The organism is Rhizobium sp. BR 317 (assembly GCF_047445835.1).
Taxonomy (GTDB): Bacteria; Pseudomonadota; Alphaproteobacteria; order Rhizobiales; family Rhizobiaceae; genus Rhizobium; species Rhizobium paranaense.
In genome coordinates this window covers 211,529-228,513 of sequence record NZ_JARWLB010000005.1, presented here as the reverse complement: position 1 = coordinate 228,513, position 16,985 = coordinate 211,529, and the positions used below count along the sequence as shown (strand labels likewise).

Below are 16,985 nucleotides of genomic sequence, written 5' to 3'. Positions count from 1 at the left end.
TCTTCATACGGACGGGCGACCGCGGCTCCCCCAATCCGTAAACACCGCCGCTAATAAAAGGGAACAGAAATGAATAAACTACTAGCCTCAACCACGCTTGCCTTCGGCCTCCTCGCCGGCGCATCAGTGTCGCACGCGGCTGGATGCGGGAGCGTTACCATTGCCAGTATGTCCTGGCAGAGCGCGGAAGTGCTTTCCAATCTCGACAAAGTCATTCTGGAGGAAGGATATGGTTGTGACGCGGAAATAACCGTCGGCGACGCCGTTCCGACGATGACGTCCATGTCGGAAAAGGGTCAACCCGACATCGCACCGGAAGCCTGGGTGGATCTCCTCCCGGAAGTTATCAAGCATGGCGAGGAAGCGGGAAAAGTCATCAAGGTCGGTTCGCCACTGCCCGATGGAGGGATTCAGGGCTGGTGGATCCCGAAATACATCGCCGATGCCCATCCGGACATCAAGACGATCGCTGACGCCCTCAAGCATCCAGAGCTTTTCCCCGATGCTGAAGAACCCAGCAAGGGGGCTGTGATCAACGGTCCGCAAGGCTGGGGTGGAACGATCGTCACCACAAACCTCTTCAAGGCATACGGAGCCGAAAAAGCTGGCTTCAAGCTCGTCGACAGCGGCTCGGCAGCGGGTCTCGATGGTGCGATTGCGAAGGGCTATGAACGCAAGGAGGGCTTCCTCGCCTACTACTGGTCACCGACCTCCCTTCTCGGCAAATATGAGATGGTCAAGCTCGCCCATGGCGTTCCCTTTGATGCAGCCGAATGGAAGCGGTGCAACACTGTGGCCGATTGTGCGAACCCAAAGGAAAATGACTGGCCGATCGACCACATCGTCACGTTGGTGGCAAAGCCATTCTCCGATCGCGCCGGACCGGAAGTCATGGACTACCTGAAGAAGCGGTCGTGGAGCAACGACACCGTCAATAAGCTCATGGCCTGGATGACTGACAATCAGGCGACCGGTGTAGATGGTGCCAAGCACTTCCTGAAGGAAAACGAGGACGTCTGGACCAAGTGGGTCTCGCCCGAGGCCGCCAAAAAGATCAAGGCGTCGCTTTGACATTACCCCGAGGCATGGAGGATTGGCTACCCCGATCCTTAATAGCCGTGCGCTCCCCTCCCGAGCGACAACGGCCGCGTCCTGATCGACGCGGCCGTTTGTATTCCTGCGCGGGTCTTTGCCGGCTGGCTACATCGCTTCAAGACCCCTGTCGCGTGCCCGCTGGCGCATCTGCTGGCGCCTTGTTGCGCTGAGCGCGCTCTTCATGAACCCCGTGTCATCCAACATCTCGGGCGAAACCCGGGAGGTTTTTTGTGTCTCGATGCGCCGATCGCCCGACTGCCATCGTGACCGAGATGATCGTTGGAAGGCAGCGCTCTCATCAAACCGCCGAACCCGAACTTTTCCTCGAGGCACACATCGATGCCTATTTTTCAATACGCCAAGATCCGTCCCAATCTTCGGATGGCGGGTTTGCCTTCAGGTTTTCGATACGAGCAAGCAGAGCCAAGGAAGGTCCGTCATCGGGTACAACCTCTAGCGACGCCTTGAATGCGCGGAGTGCATCGTCCCATCGACGTTCGTGGTATGCTGCGAGTCCTTCCCGATATAGGTCTCGTGATGCCAACCGTTCTGGCGTCAGTTCGCCATTGCGTCCGAGCACTTCAAAAATGACCTCCGCACGGGTTTGGCCCGCGACGATGATCCGATCGACTTCCCTGAACTCGAGTGCGCTGCCCGCCGCGGCGATTGTTCTCTCGCTGACCAGATTGCGGGTGCCGTAAACCTTATTTGCGCCTTCCAAGCGCGAGGCGAGATTCACGACATCGCCCATCACCGTATAACTCATCATGATATCGGAGCCGATACTTCCGACCAATGCTTCCCCCGTCGCGACGCCAACCCGCAAATCGCATTTCTCCATTGGAGTGCCGCGCACACCCAGCAGATCGGGAATTTCGCGACGCAATGTCTCGATGCGTTCAATCATTTCCAGCGCAGCCAGACATGCAAATCGCGCGTGATCGGCCTCGTCGACGAACGGAGGACCCCAATAGGCCATGATGCCATCGCCGACATATTTGTCGATAATTCCACGGTTGGTCCGGATAGGTTCGGACATGAGCGAAAAGTAGCGGTTCATGATGCGAACCAGACCCTGGGGTACCAAGCCTTCGCTCAGGCTCGTAAATCCCCTGAGATCGCAGAACAGCACCGTCATGAACCTGCGCTGACCTTCGGCTGCCGTCAGGTTTGGGCGATCGATAAGACCTTCCACGACGCGGGGATCAATGTATTTGCCAAAAGTTTCCCTGACGCGCTGGTTGTCGCGCAACTGCACGACCATGCGGTTGAACGCGGCGGCCAGTTCTCCAATTTCGTCGCGCGTCGTGATATCGATGGATTGATCGAGATGGCCAGCCTCAACCGCCCGCGTACCCTCCAGCAGTTGCCGGACCGAGCGAATGATGCCGCCGCTTACGAGGTTGGCGAAAATCAATCCGAGGACTGCGGCAAGCAGCGTGGCGATCGCAGAGATAAGCACCGCTTGGGACTGCTGTCCCCTAATCGTCGTGATGGCGCCATGGCTCACTTTCAGCATCTCCTCCCGAAGGTCGTCGATCCTTTGATCGAGCTCGTCACGGAGCGCGTCGACACGCGGAAGGCGGTCTTTCGCGGCCGCAAGGTCGCGAGCTGCGAGGGACGAAATCAGTTCCCCACTTTCCTGACGCAGAAGACGGCGACCGTCGCTCAACAGGCTGCCGATCTGGCTCTCGATGCGCGCCAGCGCCGCATTGTCCGAGGGTGTATTGGTATCTGCAATGATCGCGTTGATGAGATCGCGCGCAGCCTGCGCCTCGCGGTCGACTTCGGCGCCTTTGGCGTCGTATAGTTGTTTGCGAGCCGTATACCCCGCCTCATCAGGCGGATCCTGCATCTTTGCGATCACCATGCGGCGCAGCGTAAGCGCTCTTTCAAGCGACAGAATATGTATCCGCGTCAAATGCTCGTTCGCCGGATCATACCTTGCTGTCAGCTCATCGAGCAGATGGCCAAGCCGCCCAACCATCACCATCGACAGCACGGAAGTTGCCATCATGAGGATGATCAAGCCGGCAGCAATCGAGACGATCCGCCTCCTGATCGACTGCTTGATCATCGAGCCGGAAAGCTTCCTTAAGTTCTGGAAGAGTGAGAACATTTGATATGTCTTTTCCCCCTGATACGCACACTCTATCCCGCCTCGATTGTCGTAGCATAAAGCTGCCTATGGTTGAAGGCGAACCTCGGGGCTACCAGCCCCGGCGATATTTTGGGCATACTTTTATTGGGTCCTGAGGACGGTAGAGATCTCGTCCCGCCGGTTGTCCGGCGGCAGGTTCATGGTGACAATTCGCGTGCTGCGGCCATTCCGCTCTTTCCGTCACGACCAAAGCCGGCATAGGCTGGGCGGACCGAATTTCAGACAAGGCTGACGCTCCATGGCAACACACCGCTTTACCCCAACGGCCTATCACAATGTTATCGGCTCTCTTCCTCCGGCTTTGCACATCGCCGATGGCGACACGGTCGTCACCGAAACGCTCGATGCCGCCGGCTATGACAAGGAAGGCATCCAACKGGCATCAGGCCCGAATCCGATGAACGGCCCGATTTTTGTCGAAGGCGCGGAACGGGGCGATTCACTGAAGGTCGAAATCCTCGGCATGGTTCCGACGCGCGACACGGGCTTTACCCGAAGCGTCGTTGCCGGCAATGTCGTCGAACCGGAAGACGTGCGGACCCTGCCGCCAAGCAACAAGGTCATCTGGCAGATCGATCGCCAGGCGTTGACCGCCCGGCTTGCCGAGCCMGTCGCGGGCCTTGAGGCTTTCGTGTTGCCACTGTCGCCGATGATCGGCTGCTTCGGCGTCGCCCCTTCCCTCGGCCAGGCCATATCCACCGCCACCAGCGGCGAATTCGGCGGCAATATGGATTACCGGCTGCTCGGACCCKGCACCACGATCTGGTTCCCGGTCTCGGCCCCGGGCGCCCTCCTCTTCCTTGGCGATTGCCATGCCGTGCAGGGCGACGGCGAAATCGTTGGGACCGGCATCGAGACCACCTTCGAGGTAACGGTGCGGCTCAGCGTCGAAAAGAAGAAGATCATCTGGCCGCGCGGCGAAACGGCGGAGGATATTTTCACTGTTGGTAATGCCCGGCCGCTCGACCAGGCGCTACAGCATGCGACCAGCGAAATGCTCCGCTGGCTGACCTCCGACTACGGCCTCGACAAGACCGCCGCCAGTCATCTGCTTGGCCAAGTCGTGCGTTATGACGTCGGCAATGTGTTCGATCCCGCCTATACGATGGCCTGCCGCGTCGCGAAAGCCTGGCTGCCGCGGCGATAACGCCGAAGCCCGCTTTTCAACCGCCGAAAGGGATCAACTCGCGTCGAGTGATTGGTCCCGCCTTTGGCGGGATACGTTCATCTCCTGCCGCTCCTGCGCCATGCTGCTGACCGCGGCGCGTAGAGTAGGATGGCGGGACATGAAGAGATTGAAGTCGCGGCGCTCCAGAACCAGGAACTGACAGAAATCGACAGCCACCACGTCGGCGGTGCGGCGCGCGCCCGTCAACACGGCTATTTCGCCGAAGAAAGCGCCGGCGCCGAGCGGAATCTCGTCGTCTTCAAGCTGCACCTCGACAGCACCGGATGCGATGAAATACATGCTGTCGCCCCGGTCGCCGGTGCGGATGACGCGATCGCCCGGCGATGCCGATCTTGGCCGGAAGAGCAGCAGAAGTTCCTCTTGGGCGCTCTCATCGAGCTCGGCAAACATCGGAAACGTGTCGATCAATTGCTCGATCTCCAGGTGATGCTGACGGTCCCTCTCCTCGCGCTGCAGGCTGATGACAGCCAGGTCGCGGCAAAGGCGATCGTGCTTGGCCGCACCATAGCCGGCCATGCGCACCGGCCACCGTGAAAAGGCCAATTTCTCCAACCGCTCGACGCCGATAAAAACCAGCGGGTTGACTGTGATCGACAAAATGGCGCCGGCAAGGATCAGATCCTGCCCTTCACGCGGCAAGAGGCCCAGCGAGACACCGAGGCCGGCCAGGATGAAGGAAAACTCGCCGATCTGCGCAAGTCCCGCGGCGACGGCAAAACCCATCCTGGCGGGATAACGCAGAAGCAGCACGACGCAGAACGCGATCAGCGCCTTGCCAAGAATGATGAGCGCAAGCACCCCGAAGACCATCAGCGGTTTATGTATCAGCACCGACGGATCGAAGAGCATGCCGACGGAAACGAAGAACAAGACCGAAAAGGCATTCTGCAACGGCAGGGAATCGGCCGCAGCCCGATGGCTGAGATGGGACTCGCTCATGATCAGGCCGGCGAAGAAGGCGCCGAGCGCGAAGGAAACGCCGAATATCTCCGCTGCGCCGAAGGCGATGCCGAGCGCGATGGCCAGAACGGAAAGGGTAAAAAGCTCGCGTGAGCCCGTCCGGGCGACGGAGGTCAGCAGCCAGGGCACGACCTTCGGGCCGATAAAGATGGCGACGGCGGCAAAAGCGGCCACCTTGACGAGGGTAATGGCGATGGTCAGCCCGATCGGCCCGCTGCTTGCGTGGGTGCCCACACCATCATGGCCGCCGAGAACGCCGGCAAAGGCCGGCAACAACACGAGCGCCAGCACCATCGCCAAATCCTCGACGATCAGCCAGCCGACAGCGACGCGGCCATTGGCGGAGCTGACCAGATTGCGCTCTTCCAACGCCTTTAGCAGCACCACGGTACTCGCAACGGCAAGGCTCAAGCCGAAGACCAGGCCGGCCCCGATGCCCCAGCCCCATAGCGAGGTCAGGGCAACTCCCAAGAGGGTCGCGATGGCGATTTGCCCGATGGCGCCGGGAATAGCGACCCCGCGCACCGCAAGCAGATCAGCCGCCGAAAAATGCAGGCCGACGCCGAACATCAGGAGGATGACGCCGATCTCGGCAAGCTGCKACGCAAGCGCGGTGTCGGCGACAAAACCCGGCGTCGACGAGCCGATCATGACACCGGCAACGAGGTACCCGACCAGCGGCGGCAGATGCAGCCTGTCGGCGAGATAGCCGAAAATGGCCGCAAACACGAAACCGGCGGCAATCAGTGCTATCAATGCGACGTCGTGCGGCACGGCGGCCCTTCCCGTTTTCCGGCGTTACCGCCTCGTTCCCTCAGATCGATGCTAAGCTACCATTGCTTTTGCGGGAACGTCTACCGATCCGGACACGATCCCGAAAGGCGGATGGTGTTTTCAGACAAGATCATGCGACGCTAGAAAAGCAACCCGCCGCGCCGTTTAGAGGGCGCGGCGGCGGGAGCAGATGCTTACTGATCCAAGACGATCTGCAGCTTGACGTCGCTCGGCCGCGCCTCCACGGCCCGGTCGAAGGCTTCGATCGACTGCTCGAACTTGAAAGTTTCGGAGATCAGCGGCTTCAGATCGACACGGCCGGAAGCGATCAGCGCGATGGAGCGCTCGTATTGATGCGCGTAACGGAAGACGGTCTCGATGCGGATTTCCTTGGTCGATGCCGTCGAGACATCGAAACCGACAGGCGCCACCGGCAGGCCGACGGCGACGATGACCCCGCCGGGACGCGGCAGTTCCATCACCGTTTCCCAAGCCTTCKACGAGCCGGAGCATTCGAACACGACATCGGCGCCCCAGCCATCCGTCAGACGCTTGACCTCTTCGATCAGGTTCTTCTCGCGGATATTGACCGGGATCACGCCCTGATACTGAGCGGCGATATCGAGCTTCGGCTGGGCAAGGTCGGCAACGATGGCGCGGGCGCAGCCGCCAGCAAGKGCGGCGATGGCGACCATGGTGCCGATCGGGCCGGCGCCAAGCACGACAGCGGTATCGCCCGGCGTGATCTTCGCCTTCGTGGCCGCCTGCATGCCGACTGCGAAAGGCTCGACCATCGCGCCTTCGGCAAAGCTGACATTGTCCGGCAGTTTGAAGGTGTAATTGGCCGGATGCACGACAAAGGGCGTCAGCACGCCATGGATCGGCGGCGTCGCCCAGAAGGTCACGGCGGGATCGATATTGTACGTGCCAAGGCGGCTCGCCTTGGAATTGGGGTCGGGAATACCGGGTTCCATGCAAACGCGATCGCCGACCTTCAAATGCGTGACACCGGCACCGACTTGGACCACCGTACCGGCCGCCTCATGACCGAGCACTATCGGCGCATCCACGATAAAAGGGCCGATGCGCCCATGCGTATAATAATGCACGTCCGAGCCACAGACGCCGACCGTATGAATCTTGATCTTCACTTCCCCCTGCCCGACCTCTTGCGGCAGGTCGATATCGCGCAACGCCAGCTCATGCTGACGCTCCAGTACCAGGGCACGCACCTTGCTCATCACGTCTTTCCTCTATTCGGACAGCAAATTCCCGTCCCCGCACAGCCGCGGGGACACCCTCACCCGTTATATAGCCATGCCCTCCGTCGCAAAACGATGTTTCTACAAAACAAGGAGCAGACCGCTCCACACAGCGCGAACTCCTCACCAATCCAATGCATTAGCTGGTACTTGTTAAAGGTCATTCTATTATGAGTATTGACTAGAGTTTGATTTTATTGCCTTTTAGCACGCACGGAACGGGAGGACGTGTAAATGGTATATGACTGGACCGGTCAGCGCACGCGCCGCTTGAAAATGTTGCGTGCCGCAAGCATAGCAGTGTTTCTTCTCCTTTTGATCGCAGTGCCTGCCGTACTCTTGCGCTATAACCTTATCCACTATCCGTATTGAGCCGCCGAGCGGCGATGCATTCCACCTGCACTCTTCTGCCAAGGCGACCGTTCAGGCCGCCTTTTTCGTGTCCGGTTTCGGCTTGCGCGAGACATTGTCGCCGGCCTTCGCATCGAGTGGCAGGCAGTCGAGAACGGCAAGTAGCGCGATAATACCGAGTATGACGAAAGCCAGGCGAAATTCGATGGCGGTGATCCCGTCTATGCCGAGCGGCGCGCTGACGGCCTGGCCGATGCGGATGCCGATGGCGCCGACTGCAATCCCCATCCCCATGGTCACCTGAAAGGCCGTGCTGAACAGCGTGTTCGCACCTGTCATCTGCTGCGGCGGGATATCGGCAAAGGCAATGGTGTTCAGCGCCGTGAAATGCATCGAGCGGCACATGCCGCCGATGAACAGCACTGGGATGATGAACCAGAGCGGCGTATCGGCCGAAAATAGCGCACAGGCGGCAATGAAAATAGCATTGAGGATGCCGTTGACCACCAACACCGGCTTGAAGCCGAAGCGTCGGAGGATCGGCGTCGTGCCCGGTTTCATCGCCAGATTGCCGGCAAAGACCGCCAGGGTCAGCATGCCGGCATGAAAGGCGCTGAGCCCGAAGCCGACCTGGAACATCAGTGGCAGCAGGAAAGGCACGGCGCCGATGGCGATGCKAAACAGTGAGCCGCCTGAAATGGTGATGGCGAAAGTCTGTTGTTTCAGTCCCACGAGATCGATCAGCGGATGATCGGTTCGTAGAAAATGGAAGGTGGCGCCCGCAAGCAACACGCAGCCAACGGCAACGTAACCCCAGGCTTCCAGCCAAACCGGATCGGGACGGCCGACCAGCTCCAGACCATACATGAGGCTTGCGAGCCCGAAGCCGCTGATGACGAAGCCCGTCCAATCGAAGGGAGGCCGGGCGGCAGCCTTGGTTTCCGGGATCAGCATGAGGGCAAAGATGAACGCCACGATGCCGAGCGGCAGATTGAGGAAGAAGATCCAGCGCCAGCTCGCATGATCGGTGATGAAACCGCCGAGCGGCGGCCCCAGAATGGGTGCTACGAGCGCCGGCCAAGTGATGGTCGCGATTGCGGAGATCAACCGATCCTTCGGCGTATTGTTGAGAACCAGGAGGCGGCCGACCGGCACCATCATTGCCCCGCCGATGCCTTGCAGGATGCGCATGGCGACAAAAGAGCCGACACCATTGGCAAAGCCGCAGAGAACGGAAGCCAACGTGAAGACGACGACGGCGGTGGTGAAAACCAGACGAGCGCCGAACCGGTCGCTGATCCAGCCGCTGATTGGGATGAAGACGCCGAGCGTCAGCAGATAGGCGCTCATGCCGATATTGAGATCCACAGGGCGGGCGCCGAAGGAAACGGCCATCTGCGGCAAGGCGGTGGCGATGACGGTGCCATCCAGGTTTTCCATGAAAAAAGCGCCGGCCACGAGCAGCGCAATCTGCAGCGGCCGCGAGCTGGAAGCCTGCGCCCCCTGCCCTCGTTTGCGCGCGGAAATATCAGTCATTCACAAATTGCTCCGAATCCGCCTTTCAATCCTCGCCATCTAAACGGTTCGGAACCATTTCCGATAGACGGAAATCGTCCTACCATTCGAGGAAGTGATCACGTTTCGCTTAACGACCCGATCAGAACTTGATCTGGATCTGCTTGCCCGGCAGTTCGACACTGGGCATAGGCGGTCAGCCCGAGCAAAGCTTCCCACTCTATCCAGAGCCTGATTTCAGTTCGTTTTTACCGAACAAACCGCTCGATTTGGCTCTAGTAGGCATGCGCACACAAGACATGGTAGAGTTATCCGGTCGAGATATGGCGCGATAAGAACGACTGAATCGACACCGACCAATTATGGACCCGCTACGAGTAAACCAAAAATATCAGCATGAAGCCTTCAAGAGCCCGTCATAGGCTGAAGATTTCACTCGTATCGGCCCCTCAACAGGAATGAGAGTCCCGGATAATGAAATATGGCATTGGCGCAACGACTGCCTCTCGGCTGAGCCCGGAAACGAAACTGATCGTGACGCAGTCGCCATTCGATGCCTATGTGCGCAAATACGGTACGATCCCGCGGCGGGGCGTCTTCGGCTATTTCGTGCATGAACTCGGCCGCCGCATCGTTGGCGGCAATTATCCCGTCGGCTMGACACTTCCGAACGAACCGGACCTGGTGGAGCAGTTCGGCATCAGCCGCACCGTGATCCGCGAGGCGATGAAATGCCTGGCCGGCAAGGGATTGGTGGAGATCAAGACCCGCGTCGGCACGCGCGTCAAGGAACGCTCCAACTGGCATCATCTCGATACTGACGTCATGGTCTGGCACTACGAGACCGGCCCTTCGGTGGAGATCATGCGCTCGATCAAGGATCTCCGGCGGGTGGTGGAGCCGGAAGCGACGGCGCGAGCCGCCGTGCGCGGTACCGACGAGGATCTCGCCGCCATCGCCTCGGCCTATGACGACATGGTTTCCACCATCGGCGACGTCAACACCAATGCCGATGCCGACCTGCGCTTCCATACCGCGATCTTCGCCGCTACCCGCAATATGGTCTATGCGCAGCTCATCGATCTCATCGCCGTCGCGATCTATGCCAACCGCGCTCTTGAGAGCCATGACGAAGTGGCGGAAGGCCAGAAGCGTTCCCTGCCCTATCACAAGGACGTCCTGGACGCGATCGTCGCCCGCGATCCCGATGCGGCGCTCAAGGCGTCGCACCGCCTGCTCGATGCCTGGCGCATCGATCGCTACGATTTCTGAGGCGGCAAGACGGCAGAAGCTAGTGTGTCATCGCCTCCTGCGCCTCCGTCTTGGGCATCTGCCTGCGGCCCGCATCATGGGCCACTGGAATGAGCCAGGTGGTCGCAAATGTCAGGATCGCGACCACGACGACGCCCCAGAAGCTCCAGTGCAGAGCCGCATCGAAGACGCCGCGGATCGCCGGGTCGCTGGCAAGATCGGAAAGTCCCGTCGGCTGGTTCAGGACGTCATGCAGCTTCGCGGCCAGATCGCCGCTGCCGAAATGGAGGATACCGATATTCAGCACGGCGCCCAGGGCGGTCGCGCCGAGCGTATTGCCGAGGCTGCGCGAAAAGATGATCGACGCCGTGGCGCTGCCGCGCATCGACCATTCCACGCTTTCCTGCACAAGCACGATGCTGGTGAGGCTGATGAGCCCCATGCCGAAACCCATTAGGAAAGAGCCGATGCCGGCCAGAACCGGGCTGCTCTCCGGCGTCAGGAATAAAAGGAAGGCCGAGCCGAAGGGGAACATGAAGCTGCCGACGCGCAGCGTTCTGCGAATACCGAAAGTGCGGAAAAACCGGCTCGACAGCATCACCGCCAACGGCCAGCCGACGATCAGCATCGTCAGTGTGAAACCGGCCACCAACGGCGAGCGGCCGAGCACGCCCTGTACATAGATCGGCAGGATGGTCGTCAGACCGATCAACGCCATGCCGGCCAGAAGTGTGGCCGCATTGCTGGTTGCCACCAGCCGCCGGCCCCAGAGTTCGATCGAGATGATCGGCTCCGGCGCACGTCGCTCTTGCAGGAGGAAGAGTACGCCGGTGACGACGAAGACGATTGCGAGCGGGCCAAGGATGCCGAAGCCGGAATTGGTTTCGGTGAGGATCACCAGCAATGAGATGATCGATATCGAAAACAGAATCGTGCCGAGATAGTCGATCTTCGCCTCGCGCGGCGTGATCTGTTCATGCAGGAAGAGCGTGAAGCCGATGATGGTCAGCACGCCGAACGGCAGATTGATCCAGAAAATCCAGGCCCAGGAGACGTTGTCGACGATGATGCCGCCGGCAAGCGGGCCGATAACGGCCGACACCGCCCAGACGCTGGCGAGCACGCCTTGCACCTTGGCGCGCTCCTCTAGCTTATAGAGATCGCCGACCACGGTCATCGTTACCGGCTGAATGGCGCCGGCACCAAGGCCCTGCAGCAGCCGAAAGGCGATCAGCGAGGCCATCGACCAGGCGAGGCCCGCCAGCGCCGAACCGACGAGGAAGATCAGAATGCCACCGATCAGGATCGGCTTGCGGCCGAAGATGTCCGACAGCTTGCCGTAGATCACGGTCGTCGTGGACTGTGCCAGGAGGAATGCGGAGAAAACCCAGCTATAATAGGTAAAACCGCCGAGTTGACCGACGATACGGGGCATGGCGGTAGCAACGATCGTTGCCTCGACCGCTACCATGAAGGTCGCGAGCATGATCGAGACAATGACCAACGGACGTCTTGAGCGATCGGCCGTACTGGACATGACATTCCTTTCTGACTGTTCCGCCCGGCAGCAAACGCACGCGGACCGTCAAGACGGCCATGGGCGAACGATAAATTTTGGGATCAACGTCGAAGGATCAAACAACTACAGGGGCGTTGGCCTGCTGAATCATTATAGTAAGCATTGCATACTTATGCCAGCATGTGTCAACTGTTTAACAAGGCATGCCTCGTTCCTCGATTGCTCCGGTTTGCAAGCCACCGTGCCGTTCGACCCGTCATTGCGCTCTGCCATATCCGCCAAAGGACTTAGGTCATTTTTCTAATTTACTGCAGTTGATTTGTTTAATCGCTAAACTTATCGTCAAGAAAAAATAAGAAGCAAATACCCAGGCGGAACATCAATTGCTCAGCTCTTCGCAGCGACAGCTTCTGCGCGTCATCAGCGAATCCGGCCCGCTTAGCCGGACGGTTCTTGCCGCGTCGATGGGGCTCAGCAAGGCGGCGATGAGCGGTATCGCCCGCGACCTTATCACGCTTGGCATCCTGCACGAAACCGAAATGGTCTATGGCCAGGGCCGGCCGTCAATATTGCTTGATCTGCATCCCGAAGGTGCCTTCTTTGTCGGCATATCATTGCTTGAAGATCCGGCGCCGATGGTGCTCAGTGATCTCAACGGCAAGATCATCGCCCGCGAGAACATGCCGCTGTCGCGCGATCCGGAGATCATAGCGAGCCTGATTGCAGAGGCGCTTCCTAAACTACTCGCCGGGCGGCCGGAGGTGGCGAAGAAATTGTCCGGCTTAGGCGTAGCGCTCTCCGGTTTTGTCGACGAGAAGCAGGCCAATTGCGTGCAATCCACCCTGCTCGGCTGGCAGGACGTGCCGCTTGCCAAGATCATCCGGCAAAAGACCGGCATCGAGACCTTCATCGAAAACGACGCCAAGGCCGTGGCCGTCAGCGAAAAGCTGTTCGGCATCGCCCGCGACATCCGGAATTTCAGCGTCGTCTCCTTTGGCGACGGTATTGGCTGCGCCCATTTCATTCGCGGCAAGCTCTATCGCGGCAATCACGGCGGTGCTGGTGAAATCGCCCATTGCACCATCGAGCCCAACGGCTCGCCCTGCCGCTGCGGCAAGCGCGGCTGCCTCGATACCATCGCCTCGATAAAGGCGATCAAGGAAATGTCCAAGGCCGAAGGGCTTTCCTGCACCTCGCTCACCGAGCTGGAGGAAGAGGCATCCGTCGGCAACGCGGTMGCGATCCGCATCCTGCATCGGGCCGGCGGCGCCCTTGGCCTGGCGATCGCTCATCTCATCCAGTTCAACGATCCCGGCATGATCCTGATAACCCATGTCGAAGGTAGTTTCGACGGATTGTTCGGTACGGTCGTGCAGCAGGCGATCGAAGCCAACGTGTTGCCACGCTATGCCGGCCACACGCCGATCCGCACGCAACGCGTCGACGGCGACATCTGGGCGCGGGGTGCGGCCAGCATCGCCGCCCATAATTTCCTGATTGGTCCCAATCCGAATTGAGGTTTTCCATGCGCATCGCCGTTGGTGGCATTCACATCGAATGCAGCACGTACAATMCGGTCCTCAACGAAGAAAAGGATTTCCGCGTCGTACGTGGCGAGGAGCTGACGGCCGCACCCTATTTCGCATTTCTCAAAGACTATGATGCCGAATTCCTGCCGACGATCCACGCCAGGGCCATCGCCGGTGGTCCGGTCGCCCGCCACACCTATGAAGCTTTCAAGGCGGAGTTCCTGGAACGGCTGAAGCMACTTCTGCCGCTCGATGGTCTCTACCTTGCCATGCATGGGGCGATGTATGTCGAGGGCATGGAGGATGCGGAGGGCGATTGGATCAGCGCGGCCCGCGATCTCGTCGGAGACGATTGCACGCTTTCGGCCAGCTACGATCTGCATGGCAATGTCACCCAGCGCATCATCGACGCTCTGGACATGTATTCCACCTATCGCACCGCGCCGCATATCGACGTCGAGGAAACCATGCGCCGCGCGGTGACGATGCTCACCCACAGCCTGGAGACCGGCGTGAAGCCGATCCTGCTCTGGGCGCCGATCCCCGTCGTGCTGCCCGGCGAGCGCACCAGCACGGTCGATGAGCCCGCAAAGAGCCTTTACGACCTGCTGCCCGGCATCGACGCGATCGAGGGCGTGTGGGATGCCTCGCTGATGGTCGGCTATGTCTGGGCCGACGAGCCGCGCGCCACGGCCGCCGCCATCATGACAGGCACGGACCGCGCCGTTCTCGAACGTGAGGCAAAACGGCTGGCGCAAGTCTATTGGGATGTCCGCAAGGATTTTGTTTTCGGCTGCGAGACCGGCTCGATCGAGGAATGCGTTGCCAAGGCGATCGCCAGCCCGACGGCCCCTGTGGTGCTTGCGGAATCCGGCGACAACCCGACCGGCGGCGGTGTCGGCGACCGCGCCGATGTGCTGGCGGAACTGATCGCCAAAGGCGCCACCGGCGTCGTTTTCGCCGGCATCGCCGATAAGGACGCGACCGAAGCCTGCTATGCAGCCGGCGTCGGCGCCAGACTCGACCTTACCGTCGGCGCATCGCTGGACACCAAAGGCAGCAACCCCGTGACCGCTGCCTTCACCGTCAAGTTCCTGTTGCAGACCGACGACGTCACGGACAAACAGGCGGTCGTCTCAATTGGCGGCATCGATCTCGTGCTGTCGGCAAAACGCCGCCCTTATCACAACATCGCCGATTTCACGCGTCTCGGCCTCGATCCGCATCGCGCCAAGATCATTGTCGTGAAGTCCGGCTATCTTTCTCCGGAACTTGCTCCAATCGCCAATCCGAACCTGATGGCGCTGTCGCCGGGGGTCGTCGACCAGTTCGTCGAGCGCCTACCGCGTCTGCGCAAACAGAAGCCGACCTATCCCTTCGATAAGGATTTTGCTTTCACACCCGAGGTCGCGATTTCAGCCCGTTCGGTACGCCGCTGCTGATTGTCGCGAAGCCGCGTCACGCAATCGTGCGGTTGACTTCAACCGCTTCGCACGTTGATATCGGCGACCTGTTTTCAAGATGATTTGGAGTGATTGTGATGACTGACACCGTGCTCGATATTCCCGTAAAGCGGATCGATGGCAGCGAGACGACGCTTGCCGACTATCGCGGCAAGGTCATCATGGTCGTCAACGTCGCCTCCAAATGCGGCCTGACGGTGCAATATGAAGGGCTGGAAAAGCTCTACGAAGACAAGCGCGACGACGGTCTCGTCATTGCCGGCTTTCCTGCCAATGATTTCAAGGGCCAGGAGCCGGGCACGAATGACGAAATCCTGAACTTCTGCACTTTGACCTATGACGTGCAGTTCCCGATGTTCTCCAAGATTGCGGTGACCGGCGAAGAGCGGCATCCGCTCTACAACAGCCTGATCGCCTCCGGCGTCGAGACGACCGGTGACGGGCCGATGCGGGAACGCCTGGCAAAACACGGCCTCGAAACCGGACAGGGTGGCGGCATCGTCTGGAACTTCGAAAAATTCCTGATCGGCCGGGATGGCAAGGTTGCCGCCCGCTTCGCACCTGACGTTACGGCAGACGATCCGCGCTTGCTCTCGGTTCTGGAAAAAGAGCTCGCCAGCGCCGGCTGAGGCGTGACATAGATTCTAGAAAATACAGCTTTATCTCAATAGGTTACGCTTTCTTCCGGGCGCAGCATGAAGCATGCTTAGCCCGGTCGTATCATTGCCTCCCCCTACGGCCGGGAGTATCTTCCGGCTTTCGAATATATCGGAACGGAACGCTGCATCGGTTCCGATGGGAGGAAGATGTCATGCGCGAACCTGATATGCAAAAACTCGACGCCCTTGTTGGACGCCTTGTCGGCGATGTCGGCGCGGCGGTCTCGGGTGTGTTGGTGACGCTCGGAGACCATTTGGGTCTGTTCAAGGCCATGGCGGACGGGACGCCGATGACGTCGACGGAACTGGCCGACAAGGTTGGCGTAAAAGAGCGTTATGTGCGCGAATGGCTGTCGGCACAGGCCGCGGCCGAATACGTCAGCTATGACGACAAGACCGAACGCTTCTACCTGACGCCCGAGCAGGCCATGGTGTTTGCCGAAGAAAACAGCCCCGCCTTCTTCAACGGTGCCTTCGATGTCGTGCAATCCATGTGGATGGACGAGCCGAAAATTGCCAATGCTTTCAAGACAGGAGGCGGGCTGGGCTGGCATGAACACAGCGCCTGTCTGTTCCGCGGCACGGAGCGGTTCTTCCGCCCTGGTTATAACAGCCATCTCATTTCGGAATGGATACCAGCGCTGGAGGGGATGCATGAAAAGCTTCAAGCCGGTGCGGCTGTTGCCGACGTCGGTTGCGGTCATGGCGCCTCGACCATCCTGATGGCTCAGGCCTATCCAAACTCGACCTTCTTCGGCTTCGACTACCACCTCCCCTCCATTGAGCGGGCGAAAGCTGCGGCGCAGGAGGCAGGCGTTGCCGGCCGCATCACCTTCGAGCAGGCGTCAGCCAAGGATTTCCCGGCTGCCGGCTATGATCTCGTGGCGATGTTCGATTGCCTGCACGACATGGGCGATCCCGTCGGCGCCGGCAAGCATGTCAGGGAAAGTCTTGCGGACGACGGCACCTGGATGATCGTCGAGCCTTTTGCGCATGATTGCCTGAAGGACAATCTCAATCCGGTCGGCCGTGTCTTCTACGGCGCCTCGACGATGATCTGCACACCGGCTTCATTGTCGCAGGAAGTCGGGCTGGGTTTGGGGGCGCAAGCCGGCGAGTTGAAGCTGCGCAAAGTTGCCATGGATGCGGGCTATTCGCATTTCCGCAAGGCGACCGAAACGCCGTTCAACATGGTCTTCGAAGTCAGGGCATGAAAACCGCGCTGCGCCTTCATCGAACGCGCGGCGCGGTTTGATC

Annotated in this window: 12 protein-coding genes; 7 read left to right on the top strand and 5 right to left on the bottom strand. The window is 59.9% G+C overall.

Annotated elements, in window-relative coordinates; translation table 11 throughout:
* The first annotated feature begins 69 nt into the window (after positions 1-69).
* Positions 70-1,071 (top strand): ABC transporter substrate-binding protein, encoded by a 1,002-nt coding sequence (locus QD357_RS10370; RefSeq protein WP_414124239.1) that lies wholly within the window; start codon positions 70-72, stop codon positions 1,069-1,071.
* Between the two features lie 367 nt (positions 1,072-1,438).
* Here the strand turns inward: QD357_RS10370 and QD357_RS10365 are convergent, their stop codons facing one another.
* Entirely contained in the window at positions 1,439-3,214 is a 1,776-nt protein-coding gene (locus QD357_RS10365; RefSeq protein ID WP_414124238.1) for an adenylate/guanylate cyclase domain-containing protein, read from the bottom strand.
* A gap of 280 nt (positions 3,215-3,494) precedes the next feature.
* On the opposite strand from QD357_RS10365, the gene QD357_RS10360 reads away from it, so the two are divergent.
* A complete protein-coding gene (locus QD357_RS10360; RefSeq protein WP_414124237.1) occupies positions 3,495-4,403 on the top strand; it encodes an acetamidase/formamidase family protein in 909 nt (302 codons plus the stop codon).
* Between the two features lie 33 nt (positions 4,404-4,436).
* Here QD357_RS10360 and QD357_RS10355 read toward each other — a convergent pair whose 3' ends face one another.
* The 3 genes from QD357_RS10355 to QD357_RS10345 form a co-directional block, all read right to left on the bottom strand.
* Positions 4,437-6,179 (bottom strand): cation:proton antiporter, encoded by a 1,743-nt coding sequence (locus tag QD357_RS10355; protein WP_414124236.1) that lies wholly within the window; start codon positions 6,177-6,179, stop codon positions 4,437-4,439.
* Between the two features lie 194 nt (positions 6,180-6,373).
* Complete coding sequence (locus tag QD357_RS10350; RefSeq protein ID WP_414124235.1) at positions 6,374-7,420, bottom strand: NAD(P)-dependent alcohol dehydrogenase; 1,047 nt, start codon at positions 7,418-7,420, stop codon at positions 6,374-6,376.
* A 444-nt stretch (positions 7,421-7,864) separates the two neighbouring features.
* On the bottom strand, positions 7,865-9,328 hold the full coding sequence (locus QD357_RS10345; RefSeq protein ID WP_414124234.1) for an MFS transporter: 1,464 nt from the start codon (positions 9,326-9,328) through the stop codon (positions 7,865-7,867).
* Positions 9,329-9,781: 453 nt separating this feature from the next.
* On the opposite strand from QD357_RS10345, the gene QD357_RS10340 reads away from it, so the two are divergent.
* The gene (locus QD357_RS10340; RefSeq protein ID WP_414124233.1) at positions 9,782-10,579 is read left to right on the top strand and encodes a FadR/GntR family transcriptional regulator; all 798 of its coding nucleotides are present in this window, start codon (positions 9,782-9,784) and stop codon (positions 10,577-10,579) included.
* A 19-nt stretch (positions 10,580-10,598) separates the two neighbouring features.
* Here the strand turns inward: QD357_RS10340 and QD357_RS10335 are convergent, their stop codons facing one another.
* Positions 10,599-12,095: an MDR family MFS transporter gene (locus tag QD357_RS10335; RefSeq protein ID WP_414124232.1), complete on the bottom strand. Its 1,497-nt coding sequence runs from the start codon at positions 12,093-12,095 to the stop codon at positions 10,599-10,601.
* Between the two features lie 365 nt (positions 12,096-12,460).
* Here QD357_RS10335 and QD357_RS10330 point away from each other — a divergent pair, with 365 nt between their 5' ends.
* From QD357_RS10330 to QD357_RS10315, 4 genes are all read left to right on the top strand, one after another.
* Entirely contained in the window at positions 12,461-13,594 is a 1,134-nt protein-coding gene (locus QD357_RS10330; RefSeq protein ID WP_414124231.1) for an ROK family protein, read from the top strand.
* Positions 13,595-13,602: 8 nt separating this feature from the next.
* A complete protein-coding gene (locus QD357_RS10325; protein ID WP_414124230.1) occupies positions 13,603-15,048 on the top strand; it encodes a M81 family metallopeptidase in 1,446 nt (481 codons plus the stop codon).
* Positions 15,049-15,146: 98 nt separating this feature from the next.
* On the top strand, positions 15,147-15,698 hold the full coding sequence (locus QD357_RS10320; protein WP_414124229.1) for a glutathione peroxidase: 552 nt from the start codon (positions 15,147-15,149) through the stop codon (positions 15,696-15,698).
* Between the two features lie 182 nt (positions 15,699-15,880).
* Entirely contained in the window at positions 15,881-16,942 is a 1,062-nt protein-coding gene (locus QD357_RS10315; protein WP_414124228.1) for a class I SAM-dependent methyltransferase, read from the top strand.
* The last annotated feature ends 43 nt before the right edge of the window (positions 16,943-16,985 follow it).

Bases quoted from the DNA above. Each gene is read 5' to 3' on its own strand.
- QD357_RS10315 (WP_414124228.1), top strand. From the start codon at position 15,881: ATGCGCGAACCTGATATGCAAAAACTCGACGCCCTTGTTGGACGCCTT.
- QD357_RS10365 (WP_414124238.1), bottom strand. From the start codon at position 3,214: ATGTTCTCACTCTTCCAGAACTTAAGGAAGCTTTCCGGCTCGATGATC.
- QD357_RS10335 (WP_414124232.1), bottom strand. From the start codon at position 12,095: ATGTCCAGTACGGCCGATCGCTCAAGACGTCCGTTGGTCATTGTCTCG.
- QD357_RS10370 (WP_414124239.1), top strand. From the start codon at position 70: ATGAATAAACTACTAGCCTCAACCACGCTTGCCTTCGGCCTCCTCGCC.
- QD357_RS10320 (WP_414124229.1), top strand. From the start codon at position 15,147: ATGACTGACACCGTGCTCGATATTCCCGTAAAGCGGATCGATGGCAGC.